The organism is Brevibacillus laterosporus LMG 15441, assembly GCF_000219535.2.
GTDB lineage: Bacteria > Bacillota > Bacilli > Brevibacillales > Brevibacillaceae > Brevibacillus_B > Brevibacillus_B halotolerans.
Window position 1 is genome coordinate 2,215,765 of record NZ_CP007806.1, and the last position, 22,206, is coordinate 2,237,970.

Sequence of the window (22,206 nt, forward strand, 5' to 3'; positions counted from 1 at the left end):
AAAATGGCTTTTGTAAGTGATGTGAACTATCCTTCCTCCAGATTACTGGAGTCGATTATGAGACGAATAAATGCGTATGGAACACAGCCACGTGTAATTATTGAGCTAGATAAGCTGTCTTACGTGCCTGGAGTTCGGCAAAAATATGATACGGTACAGTACGTGTATGACTCAGTTGTAGGAAATATGCTGTCCATCGACGGGATCACACCATTAACGAATGAAACAGATGGTACACCAATTATCGCCCCGACCGAATTGATTAATACAACGATGTCAATGCCGATTTTGTCCAGTAGAACGATGATTGGTAAGAAGAATGACAGTACTCATATAAATGGGATGCTGATTACAGATTGGCATGACTCTGATCCAAGGTGTTCTAGAAAAAGACATAAAGGGATCGATTTGGACTGTGAAAAAGGTGACCATATCCATGCTGTATGGGGAGGCCGTATCGTGCAAGCAGGCTGGATAAATGGGTACGGCGCTGCTGTGTACATTGATCACGGGAACGGCTGGTCTACTCGTTACGCTCATATGAAACCGAATCACCTGCTGGTTACAAAAGGGGAAACGGTTCATGCAGGGCAACCGATTGGGATTGGCTGGAATTCGGGACTCGTGATTAAAGGAGGGGGAGGTGACGGTTCCCATCTTCATTTTGAGGTGCGGCAGAATGGTCAGGACCTTAATCCGGAGCCATTTCTACGGGGTGAGAAGGTAATTCAGGCTCCAGCACGTATCCTGTCACCAACTCAAAAATCCGTGCAATCAGCAGGTACCACTATTGAATATTCGATGGAAGCCACTGCCTATCATGCAAAATGTATGGGGTGTACAGGAATTACAAAAGGGGGAACGGATGTTAGTGTCTGGAAAAACGATAAAATCATCGCTGTCGATCCCTCTATCATCCCCCTCAAAAGTAAAGTAGAGGTAATTGTCGATGGCGTTAGCTGGGGAGAATATCTGGCTGATGACATTGGTGGAGCGATCAAGGGTAATAAGATTGATATTTTAATGGAAAATGATCAAAAGTGCAGGGCATTTGGCAGAAAACAAGTTCTTGTTCGGGTAAAAAGCTGGGGAGATGGTAGGGCACGCAAGTCGGATGGTCAGATTGATCATGCCGTTTCCACCTATCAATTTAACCGGACAACTGAAAAGATTTCCTATTATAAGGATTTTACTGCAAAAAAGACGGCATTAGACCTTGCTAAATATATAGAGATAGCAGGTGCCGAGCAGTACATCGACTACGATTCACACAAAAAAACCTATCATCTTCTTGGATTTAAGAAAACCAATGCGGCCGGACAAATGAAAAAGTTTACGTTTGAGCATGACTGGTTTAAGGCTGGCAGTTTAGGCTGGGCTTATATGGCCAATCTGGAATTGGAAGATGTGGTTCAGGTCAAGGTTGATGGGGTCACAGTAGCTACGATAAAAGGTGTAAATGCCAAGTATGGGATAGCATATCCACCATCTATTCCTGTCCCAAAAGGAAAACACAAAATCGAATTTGCTTTATCCAATCCCTCAAAAGCTTCTACTGGACGTTTTGGCATTCTTTTCTTAAAAGCACGTGAATTCGATGTAGAATCAATTAATAGGAAAACGGTTTGGGATTATGAAGATACGATGAGTTCTGCGAAGAATTGGATTATGTATCAGCAAGCAGATATTAAGGATAATGGTGCCTATCAAACCATTACGTCTAAGGGAAAAGAAGCAGGTCTAGAACGAGTGGGCAGGGTGAAAAGCTTCCCATTTACCATTCAATTTAAGGTGAAGGTTGATAAAGCTTCCCAAGGAAAGGTATATATCTCTGATGGAAAAAAAGGGTATCAAATCGAGATTACCGACGCGGGGATCAGTACCAATGGTGGAGCCTATCAAGTGGACAATAAAAAGGATTTTGTGGAGTATGTTGTTGTTTGTCATAATGAAACGGATATGGATGTCTATATTAAGAAGCAGCTCCCTGATGATAAAGAAAAGTGGGAAAATACAGGTGTGCGCGGAACAGCCGTTCCTTATGGGACAAACCGTATTTTGTTTGCTGTTTCGAAGGGAGCCATACACCTTGCTGATGTGAGGTATGCATTCAGTAATTATGCTATCGAACAGTTTGCTACGCACATTGGGAATACGTACAAAGAAAAGTGGTATGAGGTGGGGAGCTTTCAATACGAGGATACGTTCGTCTTAGAAGGTGACATCATGTCCTGGGAGGTGAACTCACATCTAGATACCTCCTCTACAACTGCTACTATTACGCTAAATAACGTAACGGGGAAATATTCTCCTACATTTGAGAGAAATACGATTTTTCCTGACACCTATAAAAGTTTACCGTCTCCCTATTCTTATTGGGAGGAAGGCGAAATGCGCCATGTTATTAGTGAAGGGACGCCTATTCGAATCTATGCTGGCTATGGAGAAGATGTGGTTCGCATTTTTACAGGACTAATTAAGGGTGAAATTGAAGAGGACGCCGAGGCTAAAACGATCACCTTTCATTGTGTTGATCGGTACGATATGCTGGAGGAATTTGTATTTTATAAACAGATGTCCTACCCACCAGAAGAAGCGTATGCAGGTGATGGTGGAGCCTTTGCTTGGCTAAAATCTAGTATTGTTGAAGATATCGCAGTGACTGCTGGATTAAGCAATTGGCGGGTTCATTATGAAGATACCAAATACCCAGATTACGAAATTGAGGAGACAGTCTATATTGATGTAAATAAAGGGAAGAACACCTTTATGAAATTTAATAGAAAGACAAATGAATTAGAGGCAGTTACGCAGGAAAGTGCGAAAACAGTGGGAGGCTGGCAAAATCCATTTGTTTCGTCTGTCACCTTCCAGCCAGGAACCAGAGCAGCAGATGCTATTCAGTCATTGCTACAAGATATGCCCTACAGAGCCTACTGTGATAGATATGGAACCTTTCATGTAAAACGTCTCTCCTTCCTCGATGTCCCCCAATGGCAAATGATAGATTCAGCGAAATGGGAGTTTGTCGATAGTAACAATCTGCTAGAAATGACCTCCTCTACAGACTATTCGCGAATTCGAAATCACCTGATGATTTCGGGCTCAGCAGGTTTGGTTGAGCATTTTTTTGATAAGAGTTTATTAGTGGCCACGAAAGGAAATATTCGAACAGCTGGTATGCATATGGCTTGGATTGAGGAAAAGGATGGAGCTACCATGCGTGGTTTGAAGGAAGAGATTGCTAATAAAATTTTCTTTGATATGAAACGTCAGGCACGTACAAAAAATGTAGTGGTGAAGGGCAATCCATTTATTGAATTGCTAGATGGCTGTTACGTGTATGATCAAAATACGTATACAGCCGGCTACTATCTGATTAAAGGAAACAGGCTTGTTGGCAATGAAAGCGGCATGGTTAACTTTTTGGAACTAACCTGGCACTCTTTGCCACAGCCTAAATAGTGAAAAGACTCATCGTACTTGTATGACATCTCCATAAAAAAGCAAGGAAAGTTTACGTATCAAACGATAACTGTTCCTTGCTTTTTCTTATATTGAAATAGAAGCTGAGGTGTTGATGATGTTCAATCGTAACTTTACAAACGCAAATGAAGTTTTCCCCATTATAGACCTGATTAGAAGAGAGCTGAAAAAAGGGGGGCTATACGCAGGGGGGGATGATTTAACCATTGTCCAGAGCCAGAGGGAGCCTGAGGTTGTGAGTGTTGAGGTATTGCGAGAATTGGCATCACATCCATCACTGGTTACTACCGTTATTTATACATATGACAATGGGACAATTGAAAAGCTCAGTCTTGAACGTGATGATAGCTTACTAATCACGGGTTTTTTAATCGAAGTAGAGCAATCCTCCATTGTAAATGAGGAGCTGGAGGAGGAGACAGACATTCAAGCATGTAGAGCGATTCAGGGCAGCATTATTCGAGAAAACGGTTTGTTTAAGAGTCTTCAACTTGATTATGTAAGGGCGGTGTAGGTGTTGGCGAGTGGTGCTAATTTTGCTAGTTATGTAGTTGGCGGAAGGCTTGATCCGCCTTTTATGCCAACGAAAACAACTCCTTATATTGAGGGGATCATTCTTACCTCCAAAGGCCTTGGCAAGATAGATCATACGTTAGCTATTGCTGAGGATAGTGAACTACTTTCCATTGCTGTTGGGTCTTCCCATTATGAAGCAAAGGATTTTTGGAATTTTTACGTAAACAATCAATTGATTTGCAAGAACATCTATACAAAGGATTTACCTGAGGGAATGTATTTAACAGCTCTTATACCATGTAAGGCAGGGAGTACCTTCTATTTTGAATTTTTTAATGAGGGTGGAAAAAATAAATATATTTGGGTGAATTATCAAATGCTGAGGTAGGAAGGGAGGAGATTATATGCCTAATGCTCACCCTTGGCTTGATGTTATGCTGACTGAAAAACATTTGCTTGAAGGCCTCGCTGATCTATGTATAGCAAATGGTTGGAGGAAGGAAGCTGAATTTCACAAAGTAGTGTATGCATCACGACTGACCAAGCCAACAATTGTTCGTTTCTTTTTACCTTTGGCTCGCCCCTATGTCGATATTCCCAAGCTAGCATATCCAGATGATTTTTATATTTATTTGGATGGAGAATTGATGCCTAGTACGTATTATAGCGTTATGGAGAAGGCAGATGGCGGTTTACGAATTGAATTCGAGCCAGGTGTACAGGGGCAAGCTGCCATTTACTACAGCGAGATAGAAGGCTCAGATGAGTTTGAGTTTTACGTCGCTAAACACTATATTGTACGAAACATCTCCGGAAATCTGTTTGGGATGGCTGTGCTTGGAAAGGTAAAGGAACAAATTTATAACACAGGTGAGAGAGTACCTTTCGCTGTTTATCATCCATCTGCAGATTGGGGTACACAGCTAATGCCACATGATACGGGCATTTTTTCTTGGGCAATAAAAAAAGTGGAGGAAGAAGACCTGTATGAACGGCACACGTTGTATTTCTATCAGCTTGATAAATTTATTTTAGGCGGAAATATGATCGTAGGTTGGCAAGATCCAAAAGAGTTCCAAAGAGTTGCACTGGATGTAGAGGTTCAGGCCGCGATGTGGGGATTACAGGCCAAGTCACAAGCCTTGCAATACAAGGTTACAGAGCAATATCCGCAATTTTATCAGTCTCCAATTGTTACTTCGAGAACCCGCATTCCACAGCTAGAAAGCATTGGTGATATCCATGGATTGCATGTAAAATACACCAATTGGTGGAGCGATAGCAAAGTGTTTGTTAAAGGCTTTGTGGATGGTAAATCACTGATGTTTATCATTACTTCTGATACCGCACCTGTTTGGAATAGTAATGCCGTACCGGCTATTCCTCTTTATATGGGGGATTTTGACGTAGAAGGCGAGACAGAGGAAGTGTTGAAGCGAGAGCTTGTCTTCGAGCTGGACCAAGCCACTAGGAAAAAGATGACCATTGTATCCAATAATCCCATGAATTCGAAGGGATCAAAGGTCAAAGTTTGGTTATCTGGAGATGTCAATGGAGATGAAGGTGAGCTTGTAAAGGTATCTGTTGAAGGGGTAGAGGTAGGTGTTTTTCATACAACCGGCTATCAAAAACCCGTCGATAAAAAAGTGGATGCAGAGTACCTAGGAGAGTTTGATGTTTTTGGAATTGATGCTAAGAGCACGATAACAATAGAGGTTCAGAGTACTGCTGGAGTGAATGCTTATCCTCCTGTATCAGCCCGCGTATGGCTGGATTTTACTATTTATACAGATAAGGGTGGCAAACCTGCAGCTTTGTTCGCGGGGTCTGCTATAAGTAAAAAGGGTGCTAGCGTAGACAATGCACTAAGGGCTTCTGCCGCATTTGACTATGATGATTACGACGATGCTAACTGGCAAGATACCTTACTGCCTATTTTAAAGGAATATCCAGTCCATGCGAGTAACGGAATCGACTCTGTTATGGTTAAAAGAACGAAATACGGTGCACGTTATCAATCCTATTATTTTTCTTGGAATGTTCCCCCTAATAGTATGCCTCCGTTGCGTGAAACTAAGAAGAAAGAAAAACATCCACGGGCTTGGAACAACTATATGCAAGAGCTATACAAGTATCAATTCACCCCTTCTAGATATAGTGAAAAAGCACATGCATCGAAAGCGATGCTGATTCATCCTGAAGATGGAGCTCATGGAACGCTACGACATGTTATTTTTGTATCGCCCTTACCTATAATGAATGGTGATGAATTAGCTGTAGCCGATCAATACTGCGATGTAGACGGAAATCATAAATATCTAATCTATTCCTACTATTTGGTTGAGGGAATTTCCCCCATGACGAAACGGCCTGGAACCTCTTTTCGTCCAGCAAGACTCGGGATTTTAAAAGATGGAAACTTCACGCTTCCGCCAATACCTCCCGATCCACCGCCGCCACTGCCATTCGTGGTAACCATTGCACCATCCTTTTCGAGAATAAAGACTGGGGAATCCGTTAACTTTACATCAAGTTATAGTAGGCATTCACCCATCCTTCATTTTGAATGGAATGGCTCAGGAGATCACCATAAAGGGAGTTATTCCGTAGATCAGGCTCAATTTACATTCAAACAGAGTGGAACCTACACGATAACCTTCATGATTGTAAATGAACAGGGGCAAAAGGGGAAAGCGACGGCAACGATTGAGGTTATAGACCCGCCACCACCCCCACCACCTCCTCCGCCACCCCCACCTCCAAACACACAAAAATGTGGCAAGCTGGCAGAATCAGGTGGAGGACAGCGGACGGAAAAATATCATGAGCTTGGTTCTAATGGAGGGAATGTCGTTATTGAATACGACATGTACGGGGTACCTGATCGTATGGATGTCTTTTATCAAGATAATCTAGTGGCTAGTACTCATGGCGAAGTAAGTAACAAAGGGAGCCTGTCGTTTCAATATAATCCATTTGGTGGAATAACCCAAATTAAAGTCGTCGTATCATCAAGCAGCTCGGGTACGCAATGGGAATACTTGGTGCATTGCCCTAGTCCATAGGAGTAGGGGAGTAAATAAAACATATAAGGGGTGTATGATATGCCTTTCATTGACACGACTGCTGCTACTTTTTCACCAAAAGTAACAGAGTCTGATTTACAAGCACGATTGGGTGATCTGCTCGCAACAGCAGGCTGGAAGGTTGTGGCGAACTTTAAGAAGGTCATTTTTGATGCAGTCCTAACAAACCCACGATCGACGAAAACACCCAGCACAGCGTATCGAATAACGGTAGCCGAGCACTTTATTTATGCCAATCAGGAAAATAAGATGTTCGGGATTGCTATCGCTGGATCTTGGAGTCCAAAACTACTTGAGTATAAGTTCAGACCTGATAAAGATGCCTTAGCTGACTTTGCTGATTGGACAACAAATGAATTTAGAAAATATCGTTCCCCTCAAACCTTATTTGTTTATATGGTTGAAGACCTAAAGGGCATGACTCTGAATTATCCTGATATTGTCTTGGCTTGGGATACAAGTCTGGAAAAGGAACAATTGCGTGCAGCAGTCGATATTGAGGTGGAATCCAGTAAATGGAGCGATTCTGGGTCATCAAATGTGGTATTTACCATTGAAAAGGCTGAGGGTGACCGAATGCAATCACCTGTCATGCAGGCTGGTCTTCGCACCAATTTATTGGAAAAATATTTCGAACCCTCTTACAATTCGGCTGTTCAGTTTACGAACTGGTGGGCTGATTCTGAGATATCAATCAAAGGGACTCTTTCTAAAACGAATCTATTCTTTGTTATGCAATGTGATAATGTGCCCGCACCTGAAGGGAACTTAGTCCCAAGCATTCCATTTTACTTTGGCAAGCTGGACCCGGTTGAAGAGGGAGATAATGCTTACGCTTTGTTTGTAGGCAGTGTACCTATTGAGAAAAATCTCAAAGATATTACGGAATATGATTACGACAATACAGCTACTCGTCAGCCGAATATTATGCCGTTGTTAAAATCATATCCAAAATTCCCTGCAAACGGGCTGGATAACGTATGTGTGCATCGCGGTAAGCTGGGTGCTCGCTATCAGGCGCACTATTTGTCCTGGAATGCGCCACCTAATCAAATGCCGCCAGCACGATCTTCAGTCGATGGAAAACGAGATTACCCGCGAGCTTGGAATAACGCAGAAAATCCTTTATATAAATACAATTTTAATCCATCTCGATATAGTAGCAAGGTTCATACCTCCAAGGTATATGTCATCCATCCTGAGGAGGGTGTGCGTGGAACGTTAAAAGACACCATCGCATTGGCTGCTTTCTCCTTTCATGCAAATAAATTACGGGTTAAAAAAGCTCATTGTCCAGACGAATTTGATGTATATCGTTATTTCATGGTCGAAGGTGTTTCTCCTCTTACCAAGAAGCCAGGGACTCAGTTCCGACCTGCGGGAATTGGTTTGTATTTGAACACGGTTGATAAAGAAGGAAAAGAAATCCCTACTCCTTAGGATTAGGTAAAACACGTAGAGAGGTGAATGCGTAATGGCATGGTTTGATGGAGATTCTACCATTCAATTGTTTCCTGATAAACTGGAAAAATTATTTAATGAGCATGGCTGGCAAACTTATGTGAAATATCGTGCAGTAACAGATCAGGCAAAGAAAGTGACAACGAAATTTGCAGATGTAAGATTGTTTCGATCTGTTGGAAGTGATGGTCAGGTTCGAAACTTTGGTATGGTTTATGGGTATGGTGGCAAATTCAAGAAACCTGGTGAAGTAGATTATATTTCACAAAACTCAGTGTTAGGTGAAGCTGCATTCCTACCAGGTTCAACGACCCAATTACAGGTCCTTGTGTACCCTATTGAAAAAGGCTCATTAATGCTTTACAAAAATGGAGTATTTGTTGATAAAGCCGAGTACAAGGTAGAGGACTTTACCGGAGTGGTTACTCTTACTGCTCCAGCAGACCCAAATGATAAATTCACTGCTTCCTATGCTCCAGCACCAAATGCACCTGATATGCCGAAAAGATTGTATTTCTTTACCTATGATGATGTGCGAAGTGAGAAGATTGTGCAAGGAATGGATGGCAATGTAAAAGTGGGTGATCCTGAATCTATTTTACCTGATGGAGACGGGGCTAAACGAAGCTTCCAGATTCCAACAGCCGCTACCATTAAGGAAGGAACTGTACGTCTTTATATTAACCAAATTGAAATTTCGGCTGATGAGTACGAGGTAGATTATACGACTAACACAATCAAAATTCTTTCAACTCGTCCAGCCCCTGATTTAGGTGCAGAGCTACATGCTTCTTATGTACGCGTGTTAGTTGGAACAGGGACAAAAACAATTAACTATGGCGATATCTTAGTGAAAAAATTTGATCCAGATGACGGTAAGTCTATGATGGATGGTGTATATTCCGCCATTACGTATATTTATCCATCTATGCCAACTGCCTTGTCCTTTACACCTTTAGATCACTTTGATCGTGGTTGGCAGCGCGACTCAACAATGTTTTATTGGGGAAATATGACGAAGGATCGAATCGTTTTATTCTTACGGCCTGATCCAACAGCGGGTCCCGAGAACACCTATTATGCTCCTTTATATATTGGACGTATGACTACGCTTGGCAAATCTCCTCGTAAAAATCATGTACTTATATCAGGATGTCGTCAAAAAGATGAGATTAAATGGAAAAAGGATATGAAGCTAGGGGCGCTATTTGTTGACTATGGTAACCATACCTCCAATGGTAATAGTAGCGTTCAGTTGCAACAGTCTATTGGTGGTACCTACTATCAAGAGCATTATCTCGCGTTTATTACGCATGACAAAATGGTTGATGAAGGCGAATCGCGCTTTAATCCATCTGTGTATAGTGGGAAATATCATATTTCGCCAATGTATGTCGTCCATCCTAACGATGGTTTTGTTGGGAAACTGGATGAGTGCTACGCTATTCACCCTAAAAATATCTCCCAATTGGACGAGCTTGAAGTGATTGAAACTTCTGAGAATGAAGACCTAGGTAAAGGTGATGGAGTCAAAAAAACATTTCATCTTTCCCATCAGCCTTCATTAAAAGACGATGGAACTCCATTCAAGCTTGAGGTAAAGGTTGATTGTGCGTTGATGGTGCTCGGTAAAGACTATACGCTTGATTTTGAAACAAAGAGAATTGTGTTCTTAGACGGAAAAGAACCTGCGAAAGATGCAGAAGTACTTGCTACTTATGACTATAAGCAGTTGTATCGCTATACGTTGGCAGATACACCTGTATGTCCGTTAACGTTAGCGACCATCAGCCCGTTTGCACCTATCGGTCTTGGTATCCTAAAAGACACACTTGTTAAAAACAGCTAATAAGGCGGGGGAGGTTGGCGGTGTGCTGAACGGTAAAAAATCTTACCTAATCAGTTTCACCGCCCTTTTTTCTAAAAAGGGCTATGAACTGGCGTTTGGTATAGACACAGTGTTTAATGGAACCAGAAATACTAAATACCATGTAACAGCCCCTGTTAACAGTACTTATAGAAGCCTAAAATTGGATACCTACAAGACAGCAAATAAAGTCCCAAACTCTGCTACCGGTCTGCTTGGAAAAAATATAAAGTTGGCTTCTAACGTGACAGAAGTGGAGGGAGTAGAAGTAGAGTTAGCTTTTGGTAATGTCGTATCCTATCTTTTGGACATCTATAAATACAGTAACGGGGAGTATGCAGGGAAAGAGAGCAACCATCATGACCTGTATAAAGGAACATCATTTTTGAATGTCCAGGAACAGATCGTCAGAACTACAAAAGCTGATTCTATTTTACATGCTAATCAGGAACGAACGGTCTTATCAGAGACACTAGTTCCCGTTTGTCAGTCCTCATTTATCTATGGATCACCAAGCCTAGAGGTTTTGAATCAGCTTACCATGAGGGCTTTAGGATATGTCCAGCATACTCAAACAGACACTAATTTTTTAGCAGATAAAATCTTAAATACCTACAAAGCAACGGTGGAGAATCAGGAGCTTGCATCTACCCGCAAAAAGCTTGATGCTTCTCATCCGAATCAACTGATGAATAGTAAAAGGAAAACGCCAACCTATGAGAGTGAGGAAATGCTCCTTCTCCAAAACACTCTCTATGAAAAAGAAGGCGAGCTTCAAAAGACATATTTGACTAGTAAAATGGATTACGATCTAGAGAATCAAGGAAGTACAACTGCTGTTCGTCTTCACGGGGAGATGCTTGATGCAAAAGGGGAACAGAATGCTCTTGGATATAGGAAATCCATCTATGATGCCGATGCATTAGATGACGTACCTGATCCAGTAAGGCGTGCCTCTTATCTAGCAGATTGTATAGATAAAAAAGCAGCCAAGCCCGTTTTTAACCATAAAGAACAAATAGTAATTGAAACCTTATTTCATCCTAATAGAAAAGAAAACACAGATGTATATTCTATTCGTGCTTTTTCAGCAAGTGATTCGCTATCAATTCAAGCAGATGCAAAGCTGCCTCAGAAAGTAATCAATGGATTAGCTTCTGAATATGTACCTGGACATGTTTTGGATTTCATACAAAGCTACGTCAAACGAGATGGTGGGGTAACGTTAGATAAATTGTCTGCTTCAAATCTGGGAATTGATAAGGGTGGCGATCTGCAAACATTCCATGCTGTAGAAGGATTAAAAAGTATCTTAGCCCAAAATCCTGAGATAAGTAAGCTAAGTCGTTTATTAGAAATTATGCATGGTGCTCAAGCTTTTAAAATGATTGAGGCAGGCATGGAAAATGTGATTAAACATACGGTAATACAAGCTACTTCAGATGTCGATATTTATTCGGTCTCACAATCAGTAATACAGCACCTTATGAAGGGGAATAGCAGTCAACACTCAGAATCAGGAATGCAAAAATTCACAGAAGGTCTAGCGGCTTATACCAAGGATGTCCAGATAGAAAAAGAAGGGCTTGGACAAAATCAGACAAAAGCTAATGGATTTGAAGACAAACAAATGGATGCGTCTATCAGTACTAGGGGAAAAGAGGCTACTGCAAGCTGTTTTGTAGCTACAGAGCATAGCAATTTTAACCAGCTAGCAAATCATTCTATATTCCTAATGGGTCAGCTTGTACGTACACAATACTCAGATGAGTCAGGAAGCATAATCCATGGTGTAATAAACAACCATTTGCCTTTGAATGTCGATGATGCTGTTTTTGTAACGAAAAGCCAAAATCGTAGGATTGATCTGGAAGAGCTGATTTCATCGAATAAAGGGTTTGTTCAAGAGCTGGATCACCAGCATCAATTCCAGTTGGCAGAAGTAGAAAAAGACGCTGCTTCCGATACGCCACTGAATGATATAAGAGCAAATTTTATCAGTGATAAAGCAGCAGAAAATGCATTGTGGTTAGAAATAGGAAATAAAAATTATGTAGCAGAATCTCTTATGCTCGAAAAAACGTGCGGGACGAATATTTATTCTGCTAGTGAAGCGATAACCGATGATGGAATACCTGCTTATAAAAATTACATTTCTAATGCAGAGCTTGAGAAAGGTGCGAAAGGCTGTAGTGGGTATACTGAAGATACACAGCAAGAATCCATATTATGGGCGGACAAACGAATGGACCAGGAAAGTGAATATCAACCACAGCATACAGCACATACAACTACAGGTGGGCATGCTGTAGTAGAAGAAGGCGAGAAAATCCGGGAAGGGACAGATTTTCCGATTGCTATGCTGGAGTACAAGGGGTTAGGAACAAAGGCTGTTTATGCTGAAGGTATTCTTGATTTCACGAAATTATCCAAACGAGAGCATACCGATAATGGAATCTTTGTTTTCTTAACAGAGGCTGCGTCTTCCCTAGCAGAAGATTCAAGCAGAGTAGACTCGACAGAAACAGCTGATTATCTAACGAATTACGAAACATCAGAGCAACAGCCAGAAAGGGCGAATCATGTAACGAGCTGCGAAGCCTCAGAGCAACAGCCAGAAACGGCGAATCATGTAATGAGTTGCGAAGCTTCAGAGCAACGCCCAGAAACGGCTGATCATGTAATGAGCTACGAAGCTTCAGAGCAACGCCCAGAAACGGCTGATCATGTAACAGACTACGAAGCTTCAGAGCAACGCCCAGAAACGGCTGATCATGTAACAGACTACGAAGCTTCAGAGCAACGCCCAGAAACGGCTGATCATGTAACAGACTACGAAGCCTCAGAGCAACACCCGGAAACAGCGAATCATGTAACAGACTATGAGGCCTCAGAGCAGCAGCCAGAAGCCGCCAACTATGTGACCAACTATGAAGCATTAGACCAGCACCAAGAAACGGCCGACTATGTAACCAATTATGAAGCATTAGAACAACAGCCAGAAACGGCTGACTATGTAACCAATTATGAAGCATTAGAACAACAGCCAGAAACGGCTGACTATGTGACCAATTATGAAGCATTAGACCAACACCAAGAAACGGCTGACTATATAACCAACTATGAAGCATTAGACCAGCAGCCAGAAACGGCTGACTATGTAACCAACTATGAAGCATTAGACCAGCAGCCAGAAACGGCCGACTATATAACAAATTACGAATCATCAGAGCAACAGCTGGAAACCGCTGATTATGTAATAGATTACAATAAACTAGCTGTAGATAAGCTAGAATCAGGAGTGTATGAAGTTACTTATGATGCCGAGACAAGTAACAGCGAATCAGGCGTCTATCAAGAAAAAATTCTGAATACCTATGCTTCTGTAAATAATATGGCATCTGTACAAAAATCCACCGATGATTCTAGTTTTATTGAGTGGGATCGTGGTAGTAGACAACAGCTTTCTATAGATACGATTTCAAGTGGTCTGGAATCAGGAGAAAATCATAAATGTGATAACGCCACCCTCCAGAATGATGAGTTAGCTTCCTTTGATAAAGGTTTGACTACTGTTATAGAAGAAATGACGATGCAAGTAGGAGATAGCATCTATGATGCGCTTCTGGAAACCGCTGAAAGCTCAGGAGCGGATACCATTTCAATCAGCGTTACCCAAAAGCTTGAAGAATCTAATATGGACCAAAGTAATAAATTAGGGATTTTACACCGTCAAGTACATGCAGCAACTGATGGTGGATCTACTCAAACCACGGTTTCTCTGGAGACTAAGGCTGATTCTATTACAATGACTCAGGACAGCCACGTTCACATTCACACAGATAGTGTACGGAAGAAGAAACGTATCGTAACGCATCTGCAAATAGAAGAAGAGTCTGGAAGGCGTAAACGAGTTTATCCAACCCTCTTGTCTCATGGTTTGAAGGGCAAACGCAAAAAGAATGTAATGACAACAGATCTGATTCAGCCTAGGGAAGCAAGAAGACCTAACAAAAAGATAAATACAGTTCTAGAACATGGATCGAGAGCTACCAATGAAACCATCCCGACCTCAACAAAAAGAAAAATTTGGATGATTCTTGGTAAAATTGCTTCCTGGAGCATATGGAACTGGAAGAAAACAAGGTAGGGGAATTTATGGGAATTTACAAGAAATGGAGTGGTTTGATTTTGGATGATAGGTTTGATAACGGGAGTATTCACTCCCGTTACAATTTATCTCCAAGCGATGCCTGCTCACTTGATCGTAATAGAAATCAGCTTGTTATGGCTCATTCAGATTTGGAAACCTCGGTACTATTCGATGTGCCGGCGGAGGAACATACCCTCATGTTTGAGGTAACAGCTGATTATGTCCCCGTGGAGCTTGGTGATGAAGGCGGCATTCTGATTTGGCAGGATGGTTATCACCGACTAGAGTTTCTGGAAAGCAGAGATACAACAGGAACGGAATATAGTAAATGGCGCGCCTATAAAAAAGGCAACAAATGGACTTTTTTTGCTAATCGAGGATATGGCTGGGAGTTATTTGATACAGATAGTGTAGTGGCTGAAAAGATGGGGGTCGTTGTCAAGAATCCATCATCAGCAGGCTATAAGAATGTAAGCATTGATCGGTTAGTTGTATGCAAAGATAGCAAAATCACGATTGGGAATCTGCCACCAGGCTTTTCTGTTTTTTTGTGTGACAAAGATGGGTATACCGTCGCCTCTTCGACCTTGGAAGCAAACTGGACAGGAGTCGAGCTAGAACTACCGACGTTGTCCTACCACGGTATGATTCGAATTTATGATGCCACAGGTACACTCTTGACTAGTCTAGGACCCGTGGATATGTATGGTGGGGATGTTTTTTTATACGGAACAGATTTACGTGTCATGTGGAAAGGCGTTGAACTAAGCTCTACAGGAGAAACCTATTTAGGTACGATGTATGATAAAACCATTATCGTTCAAATGGAGCTTTCCAATCCGTCATCCAATAAAGCAGCAACAAGCATATCCATGAGTATTTTAAAATACTTAGAGGAATTTGGATATGAATGGGCAGAAATTTGTCATGACGATGGATCAAATATGCCGACGAACAAATATTCTCAAACCCTTGACATGGGAGATCTAGCTCCGCTTACTAGTAAAAAGTTTTGGATGAGGGTAGAGAAAAAAAGCGAACGCTTCGGATTAAAGCCATTGCATTTTATTCTGGATATTAATCATTTGTAAGGAGGTGTTGGGCATGGCAGGAACTAAAATGAATCTACGCCGATATGGAAACGAATATCTATATTGGAAGGAACAAGAGATTATTGTAGACCAAGCTTATTTGGATCTCAATCGAGGATTATTTATTCCTTTAACACATCCTTATCAAATGGGTACGAAAATGCTGGACGTATATTTTAATGGTCAACATATACTTGCAGATGGTGGCTATGAAGAAATCAATGAATATATGATTCGTCTCGATTTAGGTGTTTATCCAGAAAACCATCCATTGAAGGGCCTAGCTGTTCCGCTGATGCTTGGCGACGAGATCTTTATACGTACCTGGAAACCTGAATATCGCCAAGGTAGCGGGAGTGGCATCGATGATCTAAGATTTAAAAGTTTAGAAGAAGAAATTATTTCAGCAAGAAGATATAAAACGAATGACTTGCCGTACTTTTCTATTGACGACAGACTCGATCATATACAGGAAAGAGCTGAGGTAAAAACGATGGTGTTTGTATTAAATCGGGTCTTTTTAGGAGTTGCAAAGCTTGAAATACGGTTTCCATTCGATGCAAAGATTCAGGAAGTATACGCTTCCTGTGCTAAATCAGGCAACGGGAAAACAGTATTTCAAATCGAAAAATGCTCGCAAGTCAATTATGACAGCACCCCATCCTGGAAAAATATTTTCCAGGATAATCTTGTCATAGATAAAAATGAAAAGTCCTCAAATACAGCTCATCCCACCTATACATTAGCCGAGGATACAATTATAAAGGATGATCATTTTCGAATTCATATTGCAGAACTCGGCGAAGGCATTGAGGGCGTAACCATTGAAATAAAGGTTATCATCTAATTTTCCCATTTTTAGAGAATATCCAGTCCAATATACCTATAATGATTGTGAATATTTCAAAAGAGGTGATCATAAATGGCTGGAACAAGAGGGATTGCTAGATTACGCGGTGAGCAGTTTCATAATAAGATTATGCGAAATAATCATTTCGACTCTGCTAACAAAATTAGTGAAACATACCTAGATATTCAATTTCACAACCACCGGGAAATTCTAGAAGATACCAAGATTGATGTATTTGTACAGGCAAACAACAAAGAAGTAAAAGGGGCTTCTCAGATTGATGTTACGGCTGACATTGGTGCTCGTAGCATCTCGACAGGCGTGGACGTAGAAGGGGTTGTCTTAACGGAAAAGGTTCAGCTTCGATTGACGGGAAGCGATACACCTATCGGGGATGCTGATTCTGATGTGGTGTATGGTCGTCTGGAAGAAGCAGGAGGAGTATTTACTCTTAAATTCTTTAGTATGGAAAAAGGAGCAGAGCAGCCTTATACGTTTGATAACAAAGCGGAAAATATTGATTATCGCTTTGTTATCCGCACGAATCTATCAGTTATTCCTGTAGATGCGATTGTTAAAGGCGGCGCAGGCTTTGTAGAGGGCGCAACAGATGCTAGAGCCTACATGAACCTGGTTCAACTTATGAAGGATATCTATGGTAAGGGCGGTACGCTTGATAATGATGGGAATGCTAATCTGGCAACATCCCTTGTTCAACAAATTACTGACGAGGAAAGCGCACGTAAGAATGCCGATAAGGCTATTCGCGATGATCTTGCTGCTACCACTGGCGCCTCTATTGTTGGGGTTGTTAACGATCCAAACTACACAGGCCTTACTGTTCAGACAGTGCTTACAGATCTAGCAAAACGTATAAAAACCGTAGAGCATGGTTCTGATAAAGAGGTTGTAGATGCCCACAATCGTGATGTGGAATCGAAAAATGGCTTGTTTCCAAAAGCGAGCTTTACTAGTCTGAAGGAACGTCTCATTGATATTGAAAATAAGACAGATATTCGCACAAAAGAGCTCGATGATCGGATCGTTCTGCTTGAGACGGAAGAGGAAGAAGAGTTTTACGAAGCAAAAGGCGGAGAAACAAATTATTCTCTTACAAAAGGATTGGCAAAGGACAAATCTGTTTTAGTAGCGATTAATGGTCAAATCCAAGTGCCTACGGTCAACTTTGAATTTAAACGAGATGCTTCTAATAGAATTGTCGGCATTGATTTTGCCCCAGATGCTCTAAAAGTAACAGATGGAATTCCAGATCTACTCTATATCAGGTATAAAAAATCCGTCTAGGTAAATACGAGTGGTTATCGGAAAATATGAAGTTGCGAAAAGACTCTCTCATCGAGGGTCTTTTTTGTTGTATGAAAAAAGCAGTTTAATTACGTAGGCGCTTCTCATTACTAGCTCCTCAATTGTTTTTTGCATAATTGCTTGCATTTCGTTTCTACGCTTTTGTTAAGGTTTCATGTGATTATCTTATATTGAAGGTATAACAAGTGTGTTTTAAACACTCTCAAGGAGGTTTTCACATGCCAGCACCAGCAGTATCGTGGTATAAGACTGATAATGTAACACAATTAACAAAATGGGAGATTGGCACCATTGATGCTGGGTCAATTTCACCGGCTCTCGGGGTGTTAATCTGGAATAACCGTGGAGGTACGGCAGATGTCTCGACCATGACGGATTGTACGATCACAACGAAAGATAGTGCAGGTGGCGACACAGGAGATTTGGTGATCGGCACATGGATTGAAGTTCGTGTTGATAGCATGAAAGAAAGTAATTTCTCTAAAATTGGCGGTCCTGTAACGAAGGCTATTCAGCCAGGCGGCAATACAACCAATCCAACAGGAACCTATTCACCAAACAATCAGGAGATTCTGGGCGTCCAAAATGATGGCTCCACTGTGAATTCAAAAGGAAATTTTGTAGAGGTTACCCTACGTGCTAATGTGCCTCCACTTGCTACAGCAGGCAATGTCAATTTCTTGACTCGGGTAGCTTATCGCTATATCTAGTGAGGATGCTTATTCGTACATCCAATGCAATGGAGGGGGACTTTTACCGTGTTTTCTCGTTGTAACGGCTATTCGCCTGTCACACAGGATTTCATTTGGTTAGGTGAGTATGTTGATGGTACTCACCTAGCTGAGTTTGATTTTACTACCAAACAAGAAAATAATTTTTATCACATTCAAAGAAGCAAGCTAATACGTTTCGGGGTAGTTGGTCATGGCCAGAAGCTTTTTTTTGAAAAGGACGGAACGTTTAATCTAGCAGGGCGAATTATTGATGTTGCCTATTCGACACCTGATAAAGATTATTTGCTAACTGGAAACATTCAGAATACCTACACAGATATTATTTCGTATAAAGATGCAGAAGCAAGAGGATTGGCTAACTTTAGTCCTATGGCTCTTGGTAATGGTGGCAATCTTAGCAGTACGATTACCCAATACAATTTTGGATACAAATCTACTTTTCTAGTAGATGATGTGACGATTCATTTTAAGGCAATTTGCTGCATTCCGTTTCAGTCTCCCTTTTATATGAACTTCAGGTTAGTTAGTGATAAAAAATTAGATGGCAAATTACAAATTAGGGTGAATGAACTTATAGCTAACGAGTTTCATTCCCCATTACGACCCAATATAGGAGGTGAGCTGAATTGGCAGGTGGTATAAATGGACAGCTAGCAAAAGAAATCCGCAAGTTTATAAAGGATGCCATAAAGAGCAAAGAAAGTCCCGCTATTCAAGAAGAACTGAGGAATGCTCCTCAGAAACGGAGTGCTCCGAAAAAAAGAAGCTTTGCCAAGAGACAAGTAAGATCAGTTGCTATTCAGCAAGTGCTTTCTGTGTCAGAAGAGAAAAGCATAGAAGCAAATCCTTTGCAGGTGAGATTTTTTTCATCACATGTTCATGATGGTAAGGGACAAGCGACCTTGAAGGCTTCTCCTGTACCTGTTGAGGTACTGACTCCACATGGATGGGTAAGTGTCAAAGACATTTATTTAGTCGATATGCTTGTAGCCAAGGAAGCAAACGAACGAACAAAAGAAGAGCAAAGCATCTATGAGGAATATCAAGCCTTTGTCAGTACGTTTGGGACTAGACATCTGGAGGCAAAGGTAATTTTAGAGACTACTGATTTGTCAGAGATTGATATAAAGGGAAAAGATAACCTACCTTCTATTACGAAGTCGATTGAGCAGCATGAAGATATTCCGTTTTCACGTGAATTTGTTTGGGTAGATGGTGCCAAGGATACCAAGGGAATAATCGTGCTTCCCTATGATGATTATGACAAGGTTTTTGTTGTGAGTGATGCTGATCAAAATGGAAAAAATGAGATTACGTTTCTACAAAGCAAGGAAGAGACCAATGGGGTGAGACCATATTTTGAGAAGAAAAATGGGAAAACCTATCTCTATGTAAACCACTTTTCTGGAGGTGGTGGAACACAAGCTGATCCGTACATTGTTTCAAATGAAGAGGATTTGAATAATGTGAGAAAAAATCTAGGGGCTTGGTATGTCCAGGATCAGGATATTGTAATGGCGAGCTTTCAATCTGGAGAAGGGTTTGAACCGATAGGGACTACCAATGCACCCTTCACTGGAAATTATGATGGTCGAGGTCATTTCATCAAGGGTCTCTTTATGAACCAAAACAGGAATCATGTAGGTCTGTTTGGTGCCGGTCGCACAGCAATAATTCGAAATTTGCGTCTTATAGATCCTAATATTACAAATGAAAGTCAAACAACAGGCGGCCTCATAGGATATATTGTTGGATGCAGAATATTTAATTGCAATGTTATTGGCGGAACAGTGGAAGGTCGAGGAGGCAAAGTTGGGGGACTTATTGGTGATGCTTATGCTTATTCTCCTCGAAGTAGTTGGAATACAGAAATAAGATACTGCTATAACTATAAATGTAATGTTAAATCTGCTGGAAATATTGCTGGTGGAGTGCTAGGAAATGCATATTGGGACAATAATGGGGTTTATACAGATAATTGTTATTCCACAGGAAAGGTGGAGGACATTACGGTTGCCAAGGACAGAACCAATATTGGAGGTCTAGTAGGCTATTATAAGGATAAATCTATTGCTACCAACTGTTTTTGGGACTTAGAATCCTCAGGTGCCCCTACAAGTGCAGCTGGCATTGGCAAAGCAACCTCAGAGATGAAGGATAAGGCTACGTATTCTTGGGATTTTGATTTGTATTGGGATGTAAAGAAAGATGTAAACGAAGGGTATCCGGAGCACCGTCAATTTATTCGATACAAAACGGGAAAAGGGACACAGGCAGAGCCATACATCATTACTACAGAAGATGAGCTCAATCAGATTCGGTGGTTTCGACATAGTAGATTTAAAGTAGAAGATGATATCAAAATGGTTGATCATCAAATAAATAGTGGTTTTTATCCTATAGGTTTTCCTATCGTTGGTCAAGATAATCACTTTCAAGGGAATTTCGATGGCGGTGGACGATGCATTGCGAATCTGTTTATCAATCTACCATCAAATAACTATGCCGGATTATTTGGGCAAATTACAGGAGCAACCGTCCAGAATCTAGACATAATAGACTGTAATGTTACGGGTGCCGCACATACAGGTTCATTAGTAGGATATAGTACGAATTCGTTGATTAAAAATTGTCATGTGGATACGTTTTCATCATGTCGAATAACGAGTAAAAGCGATTATGCAGGTGCACTGATTGGTTATGCTTCCTCAAATACAATGATTGAGGATTGCTCTGCAAATGCCAATATGATTGGCGTTAGCTATACCGGAGGGTTCATCGGATATATCACAGGCAGTAACATCAGCGTGAAAAGAAGCTACTCAAAAGGAAGAGTCGAGGGTTCTTCTTATGTTGCTGGGTTCATTGGACATATGAATTCTAATAGTTCCAGCATTGAGGACTGTTATAATTCTTGTGATGTCATCGGTAGTCATGTTGCAGGATTTGTTGGTTATATTACAACAGGAAATTTTAAACGATGTAATGCTATCGGTACGATCTATGGAAAAGGTGGAGGCTTTACGTATGATCACAATAGCTCTAATAGTAAAACCCTAACCGAATGCTATTTCGACCGCCAAACCTATAATACAACCACCGGCGGCTACGGCGGAATTCCTAAATATACAGCAGAACTCAAACACCCATCTCTCTACACAAATTGGGATATGAACACTACCTGGATTTTAGATGCCAAATACAACGATGGCTACCCAGCATTGCGAAATCTCCTGCCTATTGACCCACCAATATTAGGTTTCCGCAATGAATTTGGAAAATACTACACAGACAATGCTGGTGGATTATTGCGCTATCTGGATTTTGGTACCTTGATCGCTAGCCAGACCTCCTTGCCAAAGGCAGTGTGGTTACAAAATAATGCCGAGTTTCCTGTCAATCGAATGCAGGTGTGGGTCGATAAAGCAACGGTCGAAGTAGGGATGGATGTCAAGCTCAGCATAAGTGAAACACCGTTTATTAGCATTTCTGAATTAGAGTTTAGCGGTACTTATGCACCAGGTGCAGCGGCTAAATTTTATGTCAGAGTAGGTTCTGATATTACGGTGAAGCAGGGTGGAACCTTTGATCTCAAGGCTAAGGCAAGTCCGGCATAACGGCATTCCAATACAATGG

The 22,206-nt window shown here is 41.2% G+C and carries 13 protein-coding genes; all 13 read left to right on the forward strand.

Going from position 1 to position 22,206, the window contains the following annotated elements:
• The first annotated feature begins 3 nt into the window (after positions 1-3).
• The 13 genes from BRLA_RS10170 (at position 4) to BRLA_RS10230 (ending at position 22,187) form a co-directional block, all read left to right on the forward strand.
• Positions 4-3,465 (forward strand): peptidoglycan DD-metalloendopeptidase family protein, encoded by a 3,462-nt coding sequence (locus BRLA_RS10170; RefSeq protein WP_003337258.1) that lies wholly within the window; start codon positions 4-6, stop codon positions 3,463-3,465.
• Between the two features lie 115 nt (positions 3,466-3,580).
• On the forward strand, positions 3,581-4,000 hold the full coding sequence (locus BRLA_RS10175) for a hypothetical protein (protein ID WP_238547460.1): 420 nt from the start codon (positions 3,581-3,583) through the stop codon (positions 3,998-4,000).
• Between the two features lie 3 nt (positions 4,001-4,003).
• Complete coding sequence (locus BRLA_RS10180; RefSeq protein ID WP_041752553.1) at positions 4,004-4,390, forward strand: hypothetical protein; 387 nt, start codon at positions 4,004-4,006, stop codon at positions 4,388-4,390.
• A 16-nt stretch (positions 4,391-4,406) separates the two neighbouring features.
• The gene (locus tag BRLA_RS10185) at positions 4,407-7,067 is read left to right on the forward strand and encodes a PKD domain-containing protein (protein WP_003337261.1); all 2,661 of its coding nucleotides are present in this window, start codon (positions 4,407-4,409) and stop codon (positions 7,065-7,067) included.
• Positions 7,068-7,106: 39 nt separating this feature from the next.
• Complete coding sequence (locus BRLA_RS10190) at positions 7,107-8,528, forward strand: hypothetical protein (protein WP_003337262.1); 1,422 nt, start codon at positions 7,107-7,109, stop codon at positions 8,526-8,528.
• A gap of 34 nt (positions 8,529-8,562) precedes the next feature.
• The gene (locus BRLA_RS10195; protein ID WP_003337263.1) at positions 8,563-10,398 is read left to right on the forward strand and encodes a major virion structural protein; all 1,836 of its coding nucleotides are present in this window, start codon (positions 8,563-8,565) and stop codon (positions 10,396-10,398) included.
• A gap of 22 nt (positions 10,399-10,420) precedes the next feature.
• Positions 10,421-14,566: a hypothetical protein gene (locus BRLA_RS10200; RefSeq protein WP_041752091.1), complete on the forward strand. Its 4,146-nt coding sequence runs from the start codon at positions 10,421-10,423 to the stop codon at positions 14,564-14,566.
• Positions 14,542-15,660 (forward strand): hypothetical protein, encoded by a 1,119-nt coding sequence (locus BRLA_RS10205; RefSeq protein WP_003337265.1) that lies wholly within the window; start codon positions 14,542-14,544, stop codon positions 15,658-15,660. The genes BRLA_RS10200 and BRLA_RS10205 overlap by 25 nt, the downstream gene beginning before the upstream one ends.
• A 13-nt stretch (positions 15,661-15,673) precedes the next feature.
• Positions 15,674-16,507: a hypothetical protein gene (locus BRLA_RS10210; RefSeq protein ID WP_003337266.1), complete on the forward strand. Its 834-nt coding sequence runs from the start codon at positions 15,674-15,676 to the stop codon at positions 16,505-16,507.
• Between the two features lie 75 nt (positions 16,508-16,582).
• Positions 16,583-17,815 (forward strand): hypothetical protein, encoded by a 1,233-nt coding sequence (locus BRLA_RS10215; protein ID WP_003337267.1) that lies wholly within the window; start codon positions 16,583-16,585, stop codon positions 17,813-17,815.
• Positions 17,816-18,054: 239 nt separating this feature from the next.
• On the forward strand, positions 18,055-18,546 hold the full coding sequence (locus tag BRLA_RS10220; RefSeq protein ID WP_003337268.1) for a hypothetical protein: 492 nt from the start codon (positions 18,055-18,057) through the stop codon (positions 18,544-18,546).
• 48 nt (positions 18,547-18,594) lie between these two features.
• On the forward strand, positions 18,595-19,212 hold the full coding sequence (locus BRLA_RS10225) for a hypothetical protein (RefSeq protein WP_003337270.1): 618 nt from the start codon (positions 18,595-18,597) through the stop codon (positions 19,210-19,212).
• Positions 19,197-22,187, forward strand: coding sequence for a hypothetical protein (locus BRLA_RS10230; RefSeq protein WP_003337271.1), 2,991 nt, complete (start codon positions 19,197-19,199; stop codon positions 22,185-22,187). Before BRLA_RS10225 ends, BRLA_RS10230 begins: the two co-directional genes overlap by 16 nt.
• Positions 22,188-22,206 lie beyond the last annotated feature (19 nt).